Below are 17,733 nucleotides of genomic sequence, written 5' to 3'. Positions count from 1 at the left end.
TGACCACCACCGCCATTCGCCCCAAGCCCACCCCCACGACGGCCGCCCGCGCCACCGAGCTACGTGAAAGGCCGAGCTTCCTCTCCACCGGCATCCTTATCCTCGGCGCCCTGTACTGCCTGTTCCCTGTGCTGTGGGTCCTTGCCGCGGCCAGCAAGAGCGGCACGGAACTGTTCTCCACGTTCACCCTCGCGCCCAGCACGCACCTGTGGGACAACATCGTGGAACTCACCGCGTACCGCGACGGCCTGTTCTGGCGCTGGATGCTCAACACGGCCCTCTACGCCGGCGTCGGCGCCGTCGTCTCCACCTGGATGTCGGCCCTGTCCGGCTACGTGCTGGCCAAGTTCGACTTCCCCGGCAAGGCCGGAATCTTCAAGGTCCTGCTCATGGGCGTGCTGGTGCCGGGCGTCATCCTGGCTATCCCGCAGTACCTGATGCTCGCCCAGGCCGGACTGACCAACACCTACTGGTCCGTGCTGCTCCCGCAGATCATCAGCCCGTACGGCATCTACCTGGCCCGGATCTACGCCGCCGCCTCGGTGCCGGGCGATGTAATTGAGGCGGCCCGCACCGAGGGCGCCAGGGAAATGTACATCTTCAACCGCATCGCGATGCCCATGATGCTGCCGGGCCTGGTGACCATCTTCCTGTTCCAGTTCGTGGCCATCTGGAACAACTTCATGCTGCCGTACATCATGCTCGGCGACGACCACCTGTTCCCCATCACGGTGGGCCTGAACGGCCTGCTCAACCAGGGCGCCTCCGCCCCCGCCCTGTACACACTGGTCCTCGCGGGTGCCCTGCTGTCCATCGTCCCGCTCGTCATCATGTTCCTTCTCCTTCAGCGCTACTGGCGGGTCGACCTGGCCGCCGGTGCGGTGAAGGCTTAGCCCCGGATAGGCTTTAGCCATGTCTCAGCCTCCCTCCAAGAACCGCCCCAAGATCGACGACGTCGCCAGGGAAGCGGGCGTCTCACGTGGCACGGTTTCCCGGGTCCTCAACGGCGGGCACTGGGTCAGTCCACCCGCTTTGGCAGCCGTGAATGCCGCCATCAAGAAGACCGGGTACCGGGTCAACCCGCACGCCAGGAGCCTCGCCACCAACCGGGCAAACTCGGTGGCGTTCCTGCTCACCGAGTCGCACGACCGCCTGTTCGAGGATCCGAACTTCGCCGTCCTGATGCGCGGTGCGGCCGATGCCCTGGCCGTGCACGACATCCCGCTGGTGCTGATCATGGCCGGGACCGACGACGAACAGCGCCGGGCCACCGAGTTCCTCACCGCGGGGCACGTGGACGGCGTCCTGCTGGTGTCCGCCCACGCCACCCGGAAGGGCATCATCTCCGAGATCGTCGCCGCCAACATCCCCGCGATTGCGTGTGGTGTGCCGCTCGGCTTCGAAAAGAAGATGGGTTATGTCGCCGCCGACGATTACGAAGGCGCCCTGGACGTTCTCCGCCATCTGGGCGACGGCGGCCGCAAGCGGATCGCCACTATCGCCGGCCCGCAGGACACTTCCGGCGGCATCCGCCGCCTGGAGGCGTACCGGAACCACCAGGGCGCCGACGCCGACGAAAACCTGATTGCCTTCGGCGACTACAGCAGGGAAAGCGGCGCGAAAGGCATGCGGGACATCCTCAACCGCGCCCCCGACGTCGACGCCGTCTTCGCGGCGAACGACCTCATGGCGCTCGGCGCGCTCGAAGTGCTCAAGGAATCAGGCCGCCGCGTTCCGGAAGACGTGGCCGTTGCCGGGTTCGACGACATCAAGGTTTCCGCTTCCACGGTGCCGACGCTGACCACGGTCCGGCAGCCGTTCGAGCGGATCAGCGCGGAGATGGTGCGGCTGCTCCTGGCCGTCATCGACGGTGAGCGGCCGGCAGCCATCACCATCCCCACCGAACTGGTGATCCGCGAATCGGCCTGATGAGGACAAGTTCGGGGGACCCGGTCATCGTGTTCGACTCCGGCAGGATGTACTACGGCCGCCTGCCACGCGCAATCATCGGCGGCGCCGTCGTCCTGCTGATCGGAATCCTGTCCGCAGCCGTTACAACCGGCGCTTTGCGTACGGACCCGTCGGTCGTCGCCCTGCTGGCTGGCGCCGCAGTTGCAGTTGGGCTTCTCGCCTTTGGTTTCGCCAGGGTCCAGGTTCTGGAGAACGAGGTCCGGCTGCGCTGGTTCCCCTTCTATCGCCGCAGGATTCCCATTGCGGCCGTCCGCTCGGCCGCTCCGGCAGCTATCCACGGCCTGCGCTACGGATTCGGGCTGCGGTTCGGCGGCTTCGGGCTGGGACTCATCCAGGACACGGGGCCGGCCGTCCAGCTCGATTCCGGGCGCGGATATCTCCTGAGCCTGGGCACCGCCGAACGGCAGGAGCGGTTCCTCGCTGCCCTGGCGGCTGCCGGCGTCGACGTCCACCGGCCGTGATCAGAACCGTCCTGCCGTGACGGGCAGGAAATGTTACTGTACGGCGCGGCGGAGTTTACGCTAGGTTTTTTCAACCCACTGGGCGCGCCATTCCGGCGCGTCGAACGCCTCGCTCCAGTAGGCCGTTTCCCTGGCGATCCTGCCGTCCCGGAATTCGAAGATGAACACCGTTTCATACTGCGGTCCGCCGTAATCCAGCAGGGCCTCGGCAACCACCAGGTTCCCGCCACTGGTCAGCCGACGCGGCGTGATGGTGGGCAGCTGCGGGAAGGCGTTATAGATTCCCCGGCGGTTTTCGGCGCCGCGCACAAGTTCTCCGGATTGCGGCCAGTGCATCACGGCGTCGTCATGAAAGAGCTCGTCCATGATTTCAACGTGCCGGTCATTGATGCAGGCGATCAGCCGGTTGACTACTTTCTCGTTTGCACTTGGTTCATCCACGGTTCGGACCCGATTCCTGGAGCGCTCGACGTTTGGCTAACGTTTCGCATTTTCCTCCTGAACTTTGGCCGGCGCCACGGTATTTGGTCCCCTGGTGCGCCTATCCGATCAGCGCCAGCACCGCTCCGGAAGCCACCACGCCGCCGGCTTTGGTGCGGATGCCGCTCACCGTGCCGTCGCGGTGCGCCGCGACCTGGGTTTCCATCTTCATCGCTTCAAGCACGACGACGGCGTCCCCCGCCGACACTTCGGCGCCCGGCTCCACGAGCCACTTCACCACGGTTCCGGCCATGTCGGCGCGCAGCTCGCCCGGATCAGCGGCGGCAGCGTCGCCGTCGGAATCCACCGAGACCCCGGCGGGGAGGGCCCCGCCGGAGCTTGCCCAGCCAGCCAGCAGGTCCGCGGGAAGGCCGACGGCCAGGCGGCGGCCGTCCACGTCAACGGTGATGGTGCGGCGTTCGCCGTCGGGCACGTCGGTGCTGTAGCCGGGATCCGCCGGGATCCGGTCCGCGAAGTCGGTTTCGATCCAGCGCGTGTGGATGCCCAGCCCGGTCTCGGAGGTGAAGTCCGGGGATTCGAGCACGGCGCGGTGGAACGGCAGCACGGTGGCCACCCCGGTGATCTCGATTTCCGCCAGGGCGCGGCGTGCCCGGCGCAGGGCCTGCTGGCGGTCCGCGCCGGTGACGATCAGCTTGGCGAGGAGGGAGTCGAACTGCGGCGCCACGAAGGAGCCGGAGCGGACGCCGGTGTCCAGGCGGATGCCCGGGCCGGTGGGGCCGCGGAATTCTGCGATGGTGCCGGGTGAGGGCAGGAAGCCGCGCCCCACATCCTCGGCGTTGAGCCGGAACTCGAAGGAGTGGCCGCGGGGTTCGGGGTCCGCCGTGATGCGCAGGCGTTCCCCGGCGGCGATGCGGAACTGCTCCTGGACCAGGTCGATCCCGGTGGTTTCCTCGGTGATGGGGTGCTCCACCTGCAGCCGGGTGTTCACCTCGAGGAACGCCACGGTACCGTCGGCAGCGACCAGGAATTCCACGGTGCCGGCGCCGGAATAGCCGGCTTCCCGGCAGACTGCCTTGGCGGCGTCGTAGATCTGCTGCCGCTGGTCGTCGCTGAGGAACGGTGCGGGTGCCTCCTCGACGAGCTTCTGGTGACGGCGCTGGAGGGAGCAGTCGCGGGTTCCGACGACGACGACGTTGCCGTGGGTGTCCGCCAGGACCTGGGCCTCGACGTGGCGCGGACGGTCCAGGTAGCGCTCCACGAAGCATTCGCCGCGCCCGAAGGCCGCCACGGCCTCCCGGACGGCGGAGTCGAAGGCTTCCTCGATCTCGTCCATGTTCCGGACCACCTTCAGCCCGCGGCCGCCGCCGCCGAAGGCCGCCTTGATGGCGATGGGGAGGCCGTGCTGTTCGGCGAAGGCGCGGGCCTCCGCGGCGGTATCCACGGGCCCGTCGCTGCCGGCGACGAGCGGGGCTCCGGCGCGGACGGCGATCTCGCGGGCGGTGATCTTGTTGCCGAGCTGCCTGATGGCTTCCGGAGTGGGGCCGATCCAGGCAAGTCCCGCATCAAGTACAGCCTGGGCGAAATCGGCGTTCTCGGACAGGAAGCCGTAGCCGGGATGGACGGCGTCCGCTCCGGCCCTTGCCGCGACGTCCAGCAGTTTGGGGATGTTCAGGTAGGTGTCAGCCGGGGAGTTCCCGCCCAGGCTGAAGGCTTCGCTGGCGGCACCGACGTGCATGGCATCGGCGTCGATGTCCGCATAGACGGCGACGGATTCCAGCTGGGCGTCCTCGCAGGCTCGGGCAATCCGGACGGCGATTTCACCACGGTTGGCGATCAGGACCTTGCGCATCAGTTACTCACTTTTCTTGGGAAGTCTGTTCGGGGGCAGTCTGTTCAGGGGAGGTCTGTTCGGGGACACGGCGGAAGCGGATGCTGCCGCCGATCGGCACCTGGGCGGCCAGATCAAGCTGGTGGTCCACCACCACGCCGATCACCGGGTAGCCGCCCGTGATCGGATGGTCGGCCAGGAAGAGCACAGGCAGGCCTTCGGGCGGGACCTGGATGGCTCCGGCCACGGTGCCTTCGCTGGGCAGTTCGCCTTCCCGGCTGCGTTCCAGCGGCGTGCCGTCCAGCCGCATGCCGACACGGTTGGACTGGGGCTTCACTACCCAGTCCTGCCCGCAGAGGGACTCAAGGGCGGCCTCGTCGAACCAGTCGGCCCGCGGACCCAGCACAATGTCCAGCACCGTAACGCCGTCCCCGGGAAGGTCCGGCTGGAGTTCGGGATGGCCCACAACGCCGGATTCGGTGACGTCGCCGGATGCCAGGACCTGGCCGGCGGCAAGCGGCGCCGGCCCGATGCCGGACATGGTATCCGTGGAGCGGCTGCCCAGTACCGGGGCGGCGTCCACACCGCCGCGGACCGCAAGGTAGCTGCGGAAGCCGGCCTCCGGTGCGCCGAGGGTCAGGATTTCGCCGTCGTGCAGGGCGAACGGGGTGGCCATGGGAACGGTGCGCTGGCGTGCGGGCTCGTCCGGGTCTGAGTCTGATCCAGCGTCCGACGGCGAGTCGACGGTCAGCGCCGACGGCGCCCCTGCAACGGCCACGACCTGGTCCCCGACGGCCTGGACCCTGAGCCCGCCCGCGACGCTTTCGATGGCTGCGGCCGAGGCGGCGTTGCCCACCAGCCGGTTGGCCCGGCGCAGCGAGGCCCGGTCCAGCGCACCGGCCGCGGAGACACCCAGCGCGGAGTGGCCGTGCCGGCCGAGGTCCTCGATGAGGCTCTGCAGTCCGGGTGAAACAATCCGCAGCCCGGAGGCAGGTTCCTGGGCTGGCACCGTGGAGGCAGGCGCCGCCCCGGATGCCGCGGACTCCGGCGCCATGGTCACAACATCGCGGACGGCACGGAACTGGACCCGGTGGCCAGGACTTGCCAGCGCCGGCTCGTCCCGGTCGAGATCCCACATGCGGGCCCCGGTCCGGCCGATCAGCTGCCAGCCGCCCGGGGACTTGCGCGGGTACACCGCCGAATAGTTGCCCGCCAGCGCCACCGATCCGGCGGGCACAGCGGTCCGCGGTGAGCTCCGGCGCGGCACTTCGAGCACCTGGTTCTCCCCCACCATGTAGCCGAACCCCGGCGCGAAACCGGCGAAAGCCACCGTCCAGACCTGGCCGGTATGGGCTTCAATGACACCCTCAGTTCCCAGGCCGGTGAGCCGTCCCACTTCGGCGAGATCCTCGCCGTCGTACACGGTATCGATGTACACCAGGCCACCGTCCTGCCGGACCGGAGCCGTGAGGTCCAACTCCATGAGGAGTGCGCCCATGCGGCGGGCCGCCGCCGGCGAATCCGCACGGACCATAACGGTCTGCGCTGCCGCCAGCACGTCCTGCTGGCCCGGCAGCGGCGATTCGAGGAGCAGGGTCTGCAGGGCGAGGACGTCCTGGGTTCCGGAAAGCTCCGCGAGCACCGCCCGCGTTCCCACGGCCCGCACCGAGAGGACCTTGTGCACGGTCAGGGTTTCCATTGCTACCGCTTCCATCGTTGGCAGTGCTTGAACTGGGTTTGCACCGAACAGGTTTCCGCGCCGCTTAGGCGTGGGAGTCCGCCAGGAGGCGCTCTTCTTCAGCGGTCTGCGGGTTCCGGCCGAGGGCCAGTCCCACAACCGTCACGGCGGAGGCCACCAGGAGGTACGCCGCGATCAGGTACCAGTCACCGGAGGCTGCGTAGAGCGCGGTGAAGATGAGCGGCGCCACGGCGCCGCCGATCACGCCGGCCAGGGTGTAGGCCAGCGAGCTGCCAGCGTAGCGCAGCCGGGCCGGGAACTGCTCGGTGATGTAGGCGGCCTGGGGGCCGTACATGAAGGCGTGGAAGGCCAGGCCGATCACAACGCCGATGGTCAGCATCAGCACCGACTTGCCCTCGATCATGAGGAAGAACAGCGGGATGTAGAGGGCGGTGCCCACAGCCGCGATGCCGTAGACCATGCGGCGGTTGAAGCGGTCCGTGAGGGCGCCGGCCAGCGGGATCAGGAACAGCTGGAACGCCGAGCCGATGAGGATGGCCGTGAGGACGTTGCCCGTGGTCATGCCGAGTTCCTTGGTGGCGTAGACGGCCACGAAGACGGTGAACAGGGCGTAGAGGATGTCGGGGCAGACGCGGGAGAGGGCGGCGGCCACAAGGGCGCGGGGTTCCTTGCGGAACACCTCGGTGATGGGGGCCTTGGGCTGTTCACCGTGGGCCTGGATCGCCTTGAACACCGGGGTTTCCTCAAGCTTGAGGCGGATGATCAGGCCGAAGACAACCAGCAGCGCGGAGGCGAGGAAGGCCACGCGCCAGCCCCAGGAGAGGAAGGCTTCGGTGCTGAGCGTTGCGGCCAGGAGGGCCAGGACTCCGTTGGCCATCAGGTTGCCGGCGGGCGGGCCGATCTGGGCGGCGGAGGACCAGAAGCCGCGCTTGTTGGCGTCACCGAATTCGCTGGAAAGCAGGACGGCACCGCCCCATTCGCCGCCGACGCCGATGCCCTGGGCCAGGCGCAGGAGCACCAGGATGGTGGGGGCCGCGACGCCGATCACGGAGTAGTCGGGCAGCAGGCCGATGAGCACGGTGGCGATGCCGATCAGCAAGAGCGTAACCACCAGGACGTGCTTGCGGCCGATCTTGTCGCCCAGGCGGCCGAAGATCACGCCGCCGATGGGACGTGCGAGGTAACCCACCGCGAAGGCGGAGAAGGAGAGCAGGAGGCCGACGAATTCGTCATTGCCCGGGAAGAAGATCTTGGGGAAGACGAGGGCCGAAGCCACGGAGTAGATGGCGAAGTCGTAGTACTCCAGCGAGGTGCCGGTGAGGCTGGCGACATACGCCTTCAGGGCTCCGGGTGGGATTTTCCGGCCGGTGCGGGCGGCCGTGTGGTGTGTAGTCATGGTCTTCCTTCAGGTGTGCGGTGGTGCTGCCTGCGTGCTGAGTGGGGGTGCCGTTGCTGGAGCGGCTATTCGGCGGAGCTGTTTACTCCGCGGAGCGCTAACGGGGTTGGACGAACGCGGTTTAGACGACGCTGTTTAAACGAACGCTTTGATAGTGATGCCGGCGTCGGAAAGCGCAGCGTTGACTGCCACAGCCATGGCAACGGCCCCGGGGGAATCGCCATGGACGCAGATGCTGTCTGCATTGATTCTCAGGATGGAACCGTCCACGGCGCGGATGGCGGAGTCGGTGGCCATGCGCAGGACGTGTTCGGCCACTTCGGCCGGGTCATGCAGGACGGCTCCGGGGAGCGAGCGGGAGACGAGGGTGCCGTCGGGGTTGTAGGCGCGGTCCGCGAAGGCTTCTGACACGCCGCGGAGTCCAGCGGCTTCAGCGAGGCGCAGCACCTCAGAGCCGGGCAGGCCAAGGATGGGCAGTCCGGGATCGACCGACCTGACGGCGTCGACGACGGCGCGCGCCTGGGCGGTGTGGGAAACAATCGCGTTGTACAGGCCGCCGTGCGGCTTGACGTAGCGGACGCGGCCGCCTTCGGCGGCGGCCAGTGCCTGCAGGGCGCCGATCTGGTAGACCACCTCGTCCGCCAGTTCGTTCGGATCCACGTCCACGAAACGGCGGCCGAAGCCGGAGAGGTCGCGGTAGCCCACGTGGGCTCCGATCATCACGCCGGCTTGCACTGCTTCGCGGCAGGTGCGGCGGATGACCGTGGGGTCGCCGGCGTGGAAACCGCAGGCCACGTTGGCGCTGGACACGGACTTGAACATCGCCGTGTCGTCGCCCAGACTCCAGCGACCGAAGGATTCTCCTACGTCGCTATTCAGGTCCATGCTAACCATTGTGATCCTCGTCTCATTGATGTACTCCTACTAGGATGCACCAAATTTAGCGATTGTTCAACAATCCTTCGATTCAACGATGTGACGATCGTGTAAATTCTGGAGTATGGCCACTTCAGAAACAGCAGTCCGAGGCACCTCCCCCGCAGCAGCGAGGCTGCGCGTAGCCGTGCCGTCAGTGGCCGACCGGGTGGCTGATGAGCTCCGGCTGCAACTGGCTGAAGGGATCCTTCTCCCGAGAGCAAGGCTGACCGAATCCACGATTGCGGAGGACCTTGGCGTTTCACGGAACACCGTCCGTGAGGCCTTTGCCGAGCTCGCCAGTGAACGCCTGGTGGTCCGGCACCCCAACCGCGGTGTTTTTGTGGCGAGCCTGGAACCCGGCGATATCCACGATGTCTACACTGTTCGCCGGGTGATCGAAGTCAGCGCCATCCGCGGCGGGGGCAGCCCCGAGGCTGTGGCCGCCGTCCGGGCGGCGGTGGAGGAAGGCAGGCTCGCGGCCGCCGCGAACGACGACGAAGGGCTGGGCACGGCAAACCAGCACTTCCACAAGGCGATCGTGGCCCTGGCGGGGAGCCGCCGGCTGAACACCATCATGGCCCAGGTCCTGGCCGAGATGCGCCTGTTCTTCCACAAGGCCACGATGGATGCGCACTTCTACAGCGGGTACCTCAAGGACAACGAGGAGATCTGCGCCGCGTTGGAGGCAGGCGAACTCGAGCGCGCCGCCGAGCTGCTGCTGGCGTACCTGGACCGGTCCGAGGAGAAGCAGGCGGAGGTTCACGGGGAGTAGGGCGGCGCGGTTTCATTCATGCGAAAATGGCCGGCGGCCTAGTCCAGGGTTACGCGGCTTCTCATGACGCTAGCGGGTACCCGAGACTGGTGACTAAAGGAATTGGCCTCAATGGCCCGTTGCTTGAATGGGGCGGGCCCGACTATCTGCCGGATGGGGAACGCCGATAACAGATCCTTTCGTCGGACCCGACAGGGAGGGGTGATGGATACGTAGCCACCTCCAACGGAAGTTCAGCCCCTTCTGAGCGCCAAAGCTTGACGTAACGTCGGCTATCGGCGTTTAACTAGGAGCGGTTCAAACAGAGGAGAGAAACCCTCGACACGCGTTTCGCCCCTCTGCTTGCAAGACGATTTCGCCCCTGGATCCGCCCCGGAGGACAGGCGGAACAGCCCTCCTGAGACCCCCGCTTGGCCTAAACTGCTCCAGTTCAGCGTCGACCAGCCCTGCTGGGCTGTGCGTCGCCGGCATCACAGGTCACAGCCACCGGGGTCACAGGAACCCTCAATGCTGCGACTTGCCTAACCCCGCATCCGCTCCACGTCAACGATTCCGGCGTAGGCGGCCTGGGTGCCCTTTCTGGTGGCAGCGATTGCCGCCGCCACGGAGGCAAAGGCTGCAGCCTCGGCCAGCGGATCACCGGCGGCAATCCGTGCGGCCACGGCTCCGGTGAAGGCGTCGCCCGCTCCCGTGGTGTCCATGGCGTTGACCCTGACTGGCGCGATCCGGGTGACCCGTTCAGCCCCGGCGGCCAGCGAATCCAGGACAACGGACCCGTTGGACCCCAGGGTGACCAGGACGCGCTGCAGCCCGCGCTCGGCGAACCGCTGCCGCACGTGGTCCCAGTCGACGTCGTCCGCTTCGGCGCCCGGCATCCCCCCTGAACCCGCGCCCTCGGATCCGAGGAACAGCGACGCCTCATGGGCGTTGACCAGCAGGACGTCGGTTAGGTCCGCAAGACTCTGCGGGATCTCGCCGAACGGCGAGAGGTTCAGCAGGACTGTTGCGCCGGCGTCGTGCCCCGTCCGTGCGGCGGCTTCCACGGTTTCGAGACTGACCTCCAGGCAGAGGCACACCACGGAGGCGCCGTCGAACGCGTCCGCCGACGCCGCGACGTCGGCGGGAGCAAGGGTTCCGTTGGCTCCCGCCGAGATAATAATGTTGTTCTCGCCGTGCGCGTCCACCGCGATCACGGCGACTCCCGTGGCGGCGGACTGGGAGGTGCGCACGTGCGAGATGTCCACCCCGGCTCCTGCGGTGGAGGCCTGGAGCATCTCGCCGTTGGCGTCGTCCCCCACTGCGCCGATAAGGCTGACAGCCCCGCCCAGCAGGCTGGCCGCGACGGCCTGGTTGGCGCTCTTGCCGCCGGGGTTGACGGCGAACCCGGTGCCGTGGACCGTCTCCCCCGGCAGCGGGAGGCGTTCGCAGTAGATGGTCAGGTCGGCGTTGAGAGACCCGACGACGACGATCCGGCCGCGCGTTCCGGCTGTCCCGGCACTCACTCGGCCACCTCAGCCTCAACCGGCTTGGGGATCAGGAGCGAGGCACCGAAAGCCGCAACGGTGATGACCAGGCCGACAACCACGACGGTCAGGTAGGACGCCTTCGCGTCGCCGAGGGCCGACGTTGCCACCAGCACGGCGGGCAGCACCAGGAAGCTCAGGCCGGCGCCGAGGTTGAAGGCGCCCGCGTTCATTCCGGGCAGGAATCCCGGGTTTCCGGCGGGAGAGAGCACAACTCCGAGTCCGTTCAGCATGATGTTGACCGTACCGGCGTACATGATGCCCAGCAATACCGTTCCGGCAATCATCATCGGCAGGCTGCCCAGGCCGAAGAATGCGATCAGGGCTAGAGCGGCGATGCTGCCCAGCAGTCCGATGCGCAGCACCTTCGTGTAGCCCAGGACCGGCGCCAGCTTTCCGCTGATGGGACCAACCAGCCAGCCGAGCAGCGCGTAGGGGGTCAGGATGATTAGCGACATCTCGGTGGGCCCTACGCCGAACCCGGGAGCGGCCGCCTGCACGTAGGCGGGAACGATGCCGTTGATGACGGCGAAGATTCCGGTCATGGTCAGCGTGGTGGTCAGCAAGGGAGCCCAGGTGGAGCGCTGGCGCAGGTGGACTGTTTCCACCATGGGCTGCTTGGAGCGCTTCTCCACGGTCCAGAAAGCGAAGAAGGCCACGGCGGCCACCGCCACCAGCGCGACGGCCAGCATCAGGGTGCCCGCGGAGAAGCCGCCGACAAGTTTGGAGCCCTCGTTGAGGGCGGTGAGCAGTGCGCCGACGGCGACCACGATGAAGAACACGCCGAGCCAGTCCATGGTGGTGCCGGCCGCAGGCTTGCTTTCGCCGGCCAGGAGCGCCACCAGGGCCGTGGCCACGAGCGCAAGGACCACCATGAGCCAGAAGATGCTGCGGAAGCCGAAGTGCTCGGCGAAGTAGCCGCCCACGAAGGAGTCCACGCCGGCCACGCCGCCGTTGACGGCCGTGATGAGGCCCATGAGCGTGCCGTATTTTCGCGGGTTGCTGACGGCGGAGCGCAGCATGATCAGGCACAGGGGCACGGTGGGCCCGCTGACGCCCTGGATGATGCGGCCCACAAAGAGCCAGGTGACGTCCGGGGCCAGCGCGGCGATGACCGAACCGACGGCCATCAGCAGCATCATGCCGATCAGGATCTTCTTCCGGCCGATGATGTCGCTCAGGCGCGGCAGGAAAAGGGAGAACAGTGCGGCTGCGGTGAAGAACCACGTCTGGGACAGGCCAATGACGGCCTGGTCGGTGTTGAGTTCATTGCCCATGGTCACCAGGGCCGGGCTGAGCATGGAGGCGTTGAGCTGGAAGGCCACGCAGGCGGCCAGCAGGGCGACCATCAAAGCGGTCACGTTGCCGCGGGTGGTCTTGGTTTCAGTGACGGTGGCCATTTACTTGACCCCTCCGGCTGCTGCGCCGGCACGTTCGGACTGCCGGGGTCCGCCGGCAGGTTGGAGATCCGGTTCACCGATCCGGATGAGCGCGTCGGTGACGAGGTCCCAGAACCGTCCGTGGTCCAGGTCGACGGCGACCGAGGTGTGGCAGTCAGCGGGCGCGGGGGCCCGGAAATCCGCCACGGTCATCCCGAGGGTCAGCTTGCCCTGCAGTTCGATGTCCACCGGGACCTTCCGCGTGGTGACGATGTTCGGATCGATCACATAGGCGACGGCGCACGGGTCGTGGACGGGCGGGTAGTCGAACCCCTGGGCGTCCTTGTAGGTCTTGGTGAAGAACTCCATCAGTTCCATCACGAACCTGGCCGGCTTGGTACCCACAGCGGCGATCTTCTCGACAACCGCCGGGGTGGCCAGGGCCTGGTGCGTGAGGTCCAGGCCCACCATCACCACGGGCCACTTCTCGTTGAACACGATGTGCGCGGCTTCGGGGTCGATGATGATGTTGAACTCGGCCACGGCGCTCCAGTTGCCCACGTGGTAGCCGCCGCCCATAAGGACGACTTCCTTGACGCGTTCAACAATCCGGGGCTCCTTGCGGGCGGCCATGGCGATGTTGGTGAGTCCGGCGGTGGGGACCAGGGTCACGGTGCCCGGTTCGTGCGCCATGATCGTGTCGATGATGAGGTCGACGGCGTGGCGCGGGTCCAGCTCGATGGCGGACTCCGGCTGGGCGGGGCCGTCCATGCCGGTTTCGCCGTGGATGTCCGGCGCGGTTTCGATGGTGCGCACCAGCGGACGGTCGCAGCCGGCGGCAAACGGGACGCCCGTGATGCCGGCGATAGTGCCTACCGAGAGGGCGTTTCGGGTGACCTTTTCGAGGGTCTGGTTGCCCACGACAGTGGTAACGGCAAGCAGCTCGATGTCAGGGTTGCCGTGCGCAAGCAGCAGCGCCACGGCGTCGTCATGGCCGGGATCGCAGTCCAGGATGATCTTCTTGCGGTCAGGGTTCACGGGGTTGGGGTCCACGTCTATCTCCACGTCATTGGGGCTTGCCCGAAGGGCCGGGCGTTCAGCAGGGCGCTAAAGCAATCAGGGTGATCATGGCACTTCCGAAGGTTTACGTCAAGCGCTTAACGTGATTTACGTTAAGCGCTTGATGCCAAGCGGGGCATGGACAGACACGACGGCGACTTGCGCCGACTACGATCGAGGTATGGAATCCGCGCAACACGTTCAGCAGCCACCGGGCGGACCGAGGGCTACGGCGCCGAGGGTTACCGCGGCAATGGTTGCCGCCCGTGCCGGCGTGTCAACGGCCACCGTTTCCCTGGTGGCCAACGGCAAGACCCGCGGCCGCGTGTCCGAGGACAACATCTCGCGCGTGCGCGAAGCCATCGCCGAGCTGGGCTACGTGGTGGACGGCATTGGCAGCTCCCTGGCCAAGGGCGTGAGCTCGATTGTCATCCTGGTGGCGCCGGATATTTCCAACCCGTTCTTTGCCAAAGTGATCGCCGGCGTGCGGGAATCCCTTGGTTCCGACTATCAGCTGCTGCTGTCCGTCACCGACGCCGGCGAGTTCCCCCAGGCCGACGACGTCAGGAGGCTGATGGCTCTCCGGCCCGCCGGCCTGCTGGTGGACGCCCCCAACGCCGAGTTCCTGGAAGAGCTGTCCGCGGCCGGGCCGCTGGTGCTGCTCGACGCCCCGGGGCTGGAGGGCTACGCCCCGTCAGTGAACCTCGATGTGGCGCATGGCGCACGGGAGCTGGCGGCGCACCTGGCCGCATCGGGGCACAAGCGTGTTGCCTACGTGGACAGCGTGACCGGAACGGCCACCTTCGAGGTGAGGCGCAGCGCGTTCCTTGAGGAGGCCTCGGTGCGCGGGATTTCAGTACCGCCCGGATGCATCATCAGCACCACGATCGACGTCGGGGCAGCCGCCGCGGCATTCGCCCTCGCCTGGCCGCAGTGGCAGCGGCACGGTGTCACCGCCGTCGTGTGCGGCACCGACACGCACGCCTATGGCGTGCTTCAGGAAGCCCGAGTCGCGGGAGTCCGGATCCCCGAAGAACTGGCGGTGGCGGGCTTCGACGACCTGCCGTATTCAGCGACCAGCAATCCCAGCCTGACCAGCGTGCACCTCCCGGCCACTCCCCTGGGGCTGAAGGCCGGCGAGCAACTGCGCTTCCTCATGGAGGGCCGCCCCTTGGAGCAGCCGCAGGTGACGCTGGAGAGTTCGCTGGTTGTCCGCGGCTCCACAGCCTAGCGCCCGTTCTGGCCGACGCGCTCCCGCTGCCGCCGGTACGCCCTGACCGACAACCACGCAACGGTGGCCGCAATCGCGGCATAGACGGCGTAGTTGAGGTATTTGGAGTACTCCTCAACCCCCGGGAAGAACTTGCGGACATCACGACCGGGCCTGGGCACCGGGGCGGATCCTCATGAAACCGAAAACTGAGGAGAGCAGCAGCATCCCGCCGCCGACGGCAATCAGGTATCCGGCCACGGGGACGGTCCCCTGCTCAGCCCTGCTGGAACCCGGCGGTGCCGCGGCCAACGTCCGGGCGGACCGGGACAGCGGCGAAGGCGTCACCGCCGGAGGGGTAGCCAAGGCTGCGGCTGGCTGCGCTCCGGCGGATGTTGCTGGCGTCGGCGACGATCCCTGGCCGGTCACAGCTCCCTGGGACGACACGCTTTCCACGTCGGAACCGGTGACAAAGGGCCTAGTTTCGGCGGGACGTGCTCCGCCCTGCCCGGGTCCGGGGCTGTCCGGTTCAGCCGGGGAAGGCGGGCCGCCTTTCACGCAGAACCCTCCAGCGGCAGCCGGAACCTGTTTGTCAGGACACGGCTCAGCGCTTGCGGGCACCGCCAAGGCCAGAATACCGGCGGCGACGACGGACAGCACCGCGAGGACGCAGAGAACCAGTCGACCGTTGCACATGTCATCCAACGGTACCCTCTACAGCGGATTCCGGCCTGCTGACCGCCGGCCAGGCCTTAACGGCGGGCTGTGAAGCGGGCCGGTGCAGCACCGCCGTCGGCCAGGTCCGCAAGCACCCGGCCCACTGCCGGAGTGAACTTGAAACCGTGCCCGGAGAAGCCGGCTCCGACGACGACCGGGCCAAAGCGGTCCAGCACAAAGTCCTCGTTGGCGGTGCTGGTGTACGTGCAGCTGATCGGAACAGCCGATGCCGGATCAAGGCCCGGGAGCCACTCACGGACGTACCGCGCCAGCGCCTCCAGCTGGACTGGTTCGGGGATAAAGCTGCGGGCGTCGGGGTCGGTCACCGGCCCCACGCCGTGCCAGCCGGCCTTGATCCCCTCACCCGGAGTGAGCATTCCGTAAACCGGGCTGTACCAGTAGGAGTCCCGGGGATCGTCCGGGGCGGGGTTGTGGTTGAAGCTGGGCCAGACCAGCGAGTCATCCAGCGGCGTGAAATGCGCGGGTTGCTCCTGGGTCACCACGAGCCTTGGAAGACTGACCAGGTTTCCTACAAGCTTGTCGGTCCAGGCACCGGCGGTGACCACAACGCGGCGCGCGGTGATCTCGGCTGAGTCCGTCACGACGACGGCACGGTCGTCGCCGGCGACGCGGATGTCACGGACCGGCGTCGAATACTCGAAGCGCGCACCGTCTGCCTCCGCGGCCTGGCGCAGCGCCGCCAGGGCCTCGGCGGCGCGGACACGCCCCGAGCCGGGAACCACCAGGACGTCGCCCCGGAAGTTCATGCCCTGCCAGCGGGTGGCCGCCTCCGACGCCGGAATGAAGTGGCTTTCGATGCCCCGCTCGGCGTGCGCCGAGCGGACGGCCTGCAGCCGGCTGACGTTGCCGTGATTCACCAGGCCCACGAGGTCCAGGAGCTGCCCGCCCGCTTCGACGGCGAGCTCGTCCCAGAGATCCTTGGCCTCGGCAACCAGGTCGAGGTAGTCGGCCTCCGCGTACGCCATGTTGAAATTGCGGGTCGCACCATGGGAAGCGCCGATGTGGTGCCCTTGCTCGAACTGCTCCAGAAGGACAACAGACCGGCCACGGCGGGAAAGCTGCCACGCGGCCGCAGATCCCATCGCCCCTCCGCCGACCACAACGACATCAACTTCCACCACAGCTCCACCCAACCCAGTCCCGAAGCCTCCTCTTGAGGCCTGTTGCCGGTTCCTATTCTGCCAATCCGGCCGGTGGTCCGGGTCCGCGGGGCCAGGTTGCCCGCCTCAGCCCGCGAAAGTCACATCCTTTGTGTCCTCAACCGCAGCCGTCCGCCCCGGAGCCGTGTGGTACTTCCAGTAGAGGTTCGTATGCGTGGCCCGGATGCATTCGTCCGTCTGCGCGCCGGCCACAACCAGGCGTCCGATCCCGGCCCCGGCCAGCACCTCTTCCAGGTCGGTGTCCTCGAAGGAGTCCGCGAACGACTTGTGCACCAGCGGTTCCGGTTCCCGGCGTTTCAGTTCCGGGACGAACGCCCAGGCTTCGCTCCCCTTCTTCAGCTGCTCGTCCGAGTGCTGGACCCAGACGATCGGCACTCCTTCGTCGCGGGCCTTTTCGACGAGCCTGGCGATGTTGGCCACCACCTCATCGTGCTGGTGCACGTCGGCCACAACGCCGTTCTGCACGTCGATCACCATCAAGGCGGTGTTGGGTCGATCTGACAGTTTGGTCATGACGAGCTCCTCTGCGCAGTGGACGGATCCCGGTTTGGCATCCGTCGCATGCATTTTACGTGGGCTTAACTCGATCGGTCTTGTGAGGGTACAAGGGACCACGACAGACTTGAAGCACTTGATGAACCGATCAATTCTGATCGTTCGACCAGACCAGCGGATTTGTTCGCAGAGATGCGTTCGGCCTGTGCGCGGCGAAGCCGCTGGGGGACAGGCTCCGCCCACCGGAAGGATTAGTTATGGCCGGCAAATTTGAAGTTTTCGTTGACGCAGAGGCCCAGTACCGGTTCAGGCTCACCGCCCCTGACGGAACAGAACTGGCTGTGTCGGCTGCGTTCAGCGACAAAGCGGCGGCAGTGGCGGGCATCGAGGCGGTCCGCGAATGTGCGGGCATGGGGCTGATCAGCGACCTTTGCCCGGCCGGCGGGTCGGCTCCGGCCGGCATTCCGGTACCGGTACCAGCTGCCGCGCTGGCAGTCCCTGTCCTTCCGGCCTGCGAACCGCAGCGGACAACAGTGGATGCCTTCCGCATCCATGCGACGGCACGGCGGGCCGCGGCTGCGCTGCACTGGTCCGGCGCAGCCTAGGTGTATTGTCCACGGACGTTAGGAACGTGCGGCGTGGTTAGGTGACAAAAAGAAGACCTCCGAGTGGAGTGGGGCTTG

At 67.2% G+C, this 17,733-nt stretch carries 17 protein-coding genes; 6 read left to right on the top strand and 11 right to left on the bottom strand.

Features of this window, described 5'->3' with window-relative positions:
* Positions 1 to 14 precede the first annotated feature (14 nt).
* Genes CXQ91_RS19535 through CXQ91_RS19525 form a run of 3 tightly spaced genes read left to right on the top strand, consistent with a single transcriptional unit; the run spans position 15 to position 2,432 of the window.
* Complete coding sequence (locus tag CXQ91_RS19535; protein ID WP_104175621.1) at positions 15 to 893, top strand: carbohydrate ABC transporter permease; 879 nt, start codon at positions 15 to 17, stop codon at positions 891 to 893.
* 19 nt (positions 894 to 912) lie between these two features.
* Positions 913 to 1,929: a LacI family DNA-binding transcriptional regulator gene (locus CXQ91_RS19530; RefSeq protein WP_104175551.1), complete on the top strand. Its 1,017-nt coding sequence runs from the start codon at positions 913 to 915 to the stop codon at positions 1,927 to 1,929.
* Positions 1,929 to 2,432, top strand: coding sequence for a hypothetical protein (locus tag CXQ91_RS19525; RefSeq protein ID WP_104175550.1), 504 nt, complete (start codon positions 1,929 to 1,931; stop codon positions 2,430 to 2,432). The genes CXQ91_RS19530 and CXQ91_RS19525 overlap by 1 nt, the downstream gene beginning before the upstream one ends.
* A 60-nt stretch (positions 2,433 to 2,492) precedes the next feature.
* Here the strand turns inward: CXQ91_RS19525 and CXQ91_RS19520 are convergent, their stop codons facing one another.
* The 5 genes from CXQ91_RS19520 to CXQ91_RS19500 form a co-directional block, all read right to left on the bottom strand.
* Positions 2,493 to 2,873: a nuclear transport factor 2 family protein gene (locus CXQ91_RS19520; protein ID WP_104175549.1), complete on the bottom strand. Its 381-nt coding sequence runs from the start codon at positions 2,871 to 2,873 to the stop codon at positions 2,493 to 2,495.
* Positions 2,874 to 2,973: 100 nt separating this feature from the next.
* Positions 2,974 to 4,722, bottom strand: a complete 1,749-nt coding sequence (locus tag CXQ91_RS19515) for a biotin carboxylase N-terminal domain-containing protein (RefSeq protein ID WP_104175548.1) — start codon at positions 4,720 to 4,722, stop codon at positions 2,974 to 2,976.
* Positions 4,723 to 4,729: 7 nt separating this feature from the next.
* Entirely contained in the window at positions 4,730 to 6,415 is a 1,686-nt protein-coding gene (locus CXQ91_RS19510) for a 5-oxoprolinase/urea amidolyase family protein (protein ID WP_104175547.1), read from the bottom strand.
* Positions 6,416 to 6,464: 49 nt separating this feature from the next.
* Positions 6,465 to 7,796, bottom strand: a complete 1,332-nt coding sequence (locus CXQ91_RS19505; RefSeq protein ID WP_104175546.1) for an MFS transporter — start codon at positions 7,794 to 7,796, stop codon at positions 6,465 to 6,467.
* 135 nt (positions 7,797 to 7,931) lie between these two features.
* On the bottom strand, positions 7,932 to 8,690 hold the full coding sequence (locus CXQ91_RS19500) for a LamB/YcsF family protein (protein ID WP_104175545.1): 759 nt from the start codon (positions 8,688 to 8,690) through the stop codon (positions 7,932 to 7,934).
* Positions 8,691 to 8,796: 106 nt separating this feature from the next.
* Between CXQ91_RS19500 and CXQ91_RS19495 the strand changes: the two genes are divergently transcribed.
* Positions 8,797 to 9,486, top strand: a complete 690-nt coding sequence (locus CXQ91_RS19495) for a GntR family transcriptional regulator (RefSeq protein WP_104175544.1) — start codon at positions 8,797 to 8,799, stop codon at positions 9,484 to 9,486.
* A gap of 521 nt (positions 9,487 to 10,007) precedes the next feature.
* Here CXQ91_RS19495 and CXQ91_RS19490 read toward each other — a convergent pair.
* The 3 genes from CXQ91_RS19490 to CXQ91_RS19480 are packed head-to-tail and all read right to left on the bottom strand — an operon-like array spanning position 10,008 to position 13,453.
* A complete protein-coding gene (locus CXQ91_RS19490; protein WP_104175543.1) occupies positions 10,008 to 10,988 on the bottom strand; it encodes a ribokinase in 981 nt (326 codons plus the stop codon).
* Positions 10,985 to 12,409, bottom strand: a complete 1,425-nt coding sequence (locus CXQ91_RS19485) for an MFS transporter (protein ID WP_104175542.1) — start codon at positions 12,407 to 12,409, stop codon at positions 10,985 to 10,987. Before CXQ91_RS19485 ends, CXQ91_RS19490 begins: the two co-directional genes overlap by 4 nt.
* On the bottom strand, positions 12,410 to 13,453 hold the full coding sequence (locus tag CXQ91_RS19480; RefSeq protein WP_104175541.1) for a nucleoside hydrolase: 1,044 nt from the start codon (positions 13,451 to 13,453) through the stop codon (positions 12,410 to 12,412).
* 247 nt (positions 13,454 to 13,700) lie between these two features.
* On the opposite strand from CXQ91_RS19480, the gene CXQ91_RS19475 reads away from it, so the two are divergent.
* The gene (locus CXQ91_RS19475; RefSeq protein ID WP_104175540.1) at positions 13,701 to 14,678 is read left to right on the top strand and encodes a LacI family DNA-binding transcriptional regulator; all 978 of its coding nucleotides are present in this window, start codon (positions 13,701 to 13,703) and stop codon (positions 14,676 to 14,678) included.
* Here CXQ91_RS19475 and CXQ91_RS19470 read toward each other — a convergent pair.
* The 3 genes from CXQ91_RS19470 to CXQ91_RS19455 form a co-directional block, all read right to left on the bottom strand.
* Positions 14,675 to 14,839 carry a hypothetical protein gene (locus CXQ91_RS19470; RefSeq protein ID WP_181038960.1) on the bottom strand — a complete coding sequence of 55 codons (165 nt, stop codon included), beginning with the start codon at positions 14,837 to 14,839 and terminating at the stop codon, positions 14,675 to 14,677. The two genes, CXQ91_RS19475 and CXQ91_RS19470, sit on opposite strands and share 4 nt — an antisense overlap.
* Before the next feature lie 570 nt (positions 14,840 to 15,409).
* Positions 15,410 to 16,513: an FAD-dependent oxidoreductase gene (locus CXQ91_RS19460; protein WP_104175620.1), complete on the bottom strand. Its 1,104-nt coding sequence runs from the start codon at positions 16,511 to 16,513 to the stop codon at positions 15,410 to 15,412.
* Positions 16,514 to 16,621: 108 nt separating this feature from the next.
* Positions 16,622 to 17,068 (bottom strand): isochorismatase family protein, encoded by a 447-nt coding sequence (locus CXQ91_RS19455; protein WP_104175538.1) that lies wholly within the window; start codon positions 17,066 to 17,068, stop codon positions 16,622 to 16,624.
* A gap of 239 nt (positions 17,069 to 17,307) precedes the next feature.
* Between CXQ91_RS19455 and CXQ91_RS19450 the strand changes: the two genes are divergently transcribed.
* A complete protein-coding gene (locus tag CXQ91_RS19450; protein WP_104175537.1) occupies positions 17,308 to 17,655 on the top strand; it encodes a DUF1508 domain-containing protein in 348 nt (115 codons plus the stop codon).
* Positions 17,656 to 17,733 lie beyond the last annotated feature (78 nt).

The organism is Arthrobacter sp. Y81 (assembly GCF_002929335.1).
Lineage (GTDB): Bacteria > Actinomycetota > Actinomycetes > Actinomycetales > Micrococcaceae > Arthrobacter.
The sequence above is the reverse complement of the archived record's forward strand: the minus strand, read 5'-3'. Positions and strand labels throughout refer to the sequence as shown.

Excerpts from the sequence above, each read along its gene's own strand:
- CXQ91_RS19530 (WP_104175551.1), top strand. The coding sequence starts at position 913 with ATGTCTCAGCCTCCCTCCAAGAACCGCCCCAAGATCGACGACGTCGCC.
- CXQ91_RS19525 (WP_104175550.1), top strand. The coding sequence starts at position 1,929 with ATGAGGACAAGTTCGGGGGACCCGGTCATCGTGTTCGACTCCGGCAGG.
- CXQ91_RS19515 (WP_104175548.1), bottom strand. The coding sequence starts at position 4,722 with ATGCGCAAGGTCCTGATCGCCAACCGTGGTGAAATCGCCGTCCGGATT.
- CXQ91_RS19510 (WP_104175547.1), bottom strand. The coding sequence starts at position 6,415 with ATGGAAGCGGTAGCAATGGAAACCCTGACCGTGCACAAGGTCCTCTCG.
- CXQ91_RS19505 (WP_104175546.1), bottom strand. The coding sequence starts at position 7,796 with ATGACTACACACCACACGGCCGCCCGCACCGGCCGGAAAATCCCACCC.
- CXQ91_RS19500 (WP_104175545.1), bottom strand. The coding sequence starts at position 8,690 with ATGGTTAGCATGGACCTGAATAGCGACGTAGGAGAATCCTTCGGTCGC.
- CXQ91_RS19495 (WP_104175544.1), top strand. The coding sequence starts at position 8,797 with ATGGCCACTTCAGAAACAGCAGTCCGAGGCACCTCCCCCGCAGCAGCG.
- CXQ91_RS19485 (WP_104175542.1), bottom strand. The coding sequence starts at position 12,409 with ATGGCCACCGTCACTGAAACCAAGACCACCCGCGGCAACGTGACCGCT.
- CXQ91_RS19475 (WP_104175540.1), top strand. The coding sequence starts at position 13,701 with ATGGTTGCCGCCCGTGCCGGCGTGTCAACGGCCACCGTTTCCCTGGTG.
- CXQ91_RS19455 (WP_104175538.1), bottom strand. The coding sequence starts at position 17,068 with ATGACCAAACTGTCAGATCGACCCAACACCGCCTTGATGGTGATCGAC.
- CXQ91_RS19450 (WP_104175537.1), top strand. The coding sequence starts at position 17,308 with ATGGCCGGCAAATTTGAAGTTTTCGTTGACGCAGAGGCCCAGTACCGG.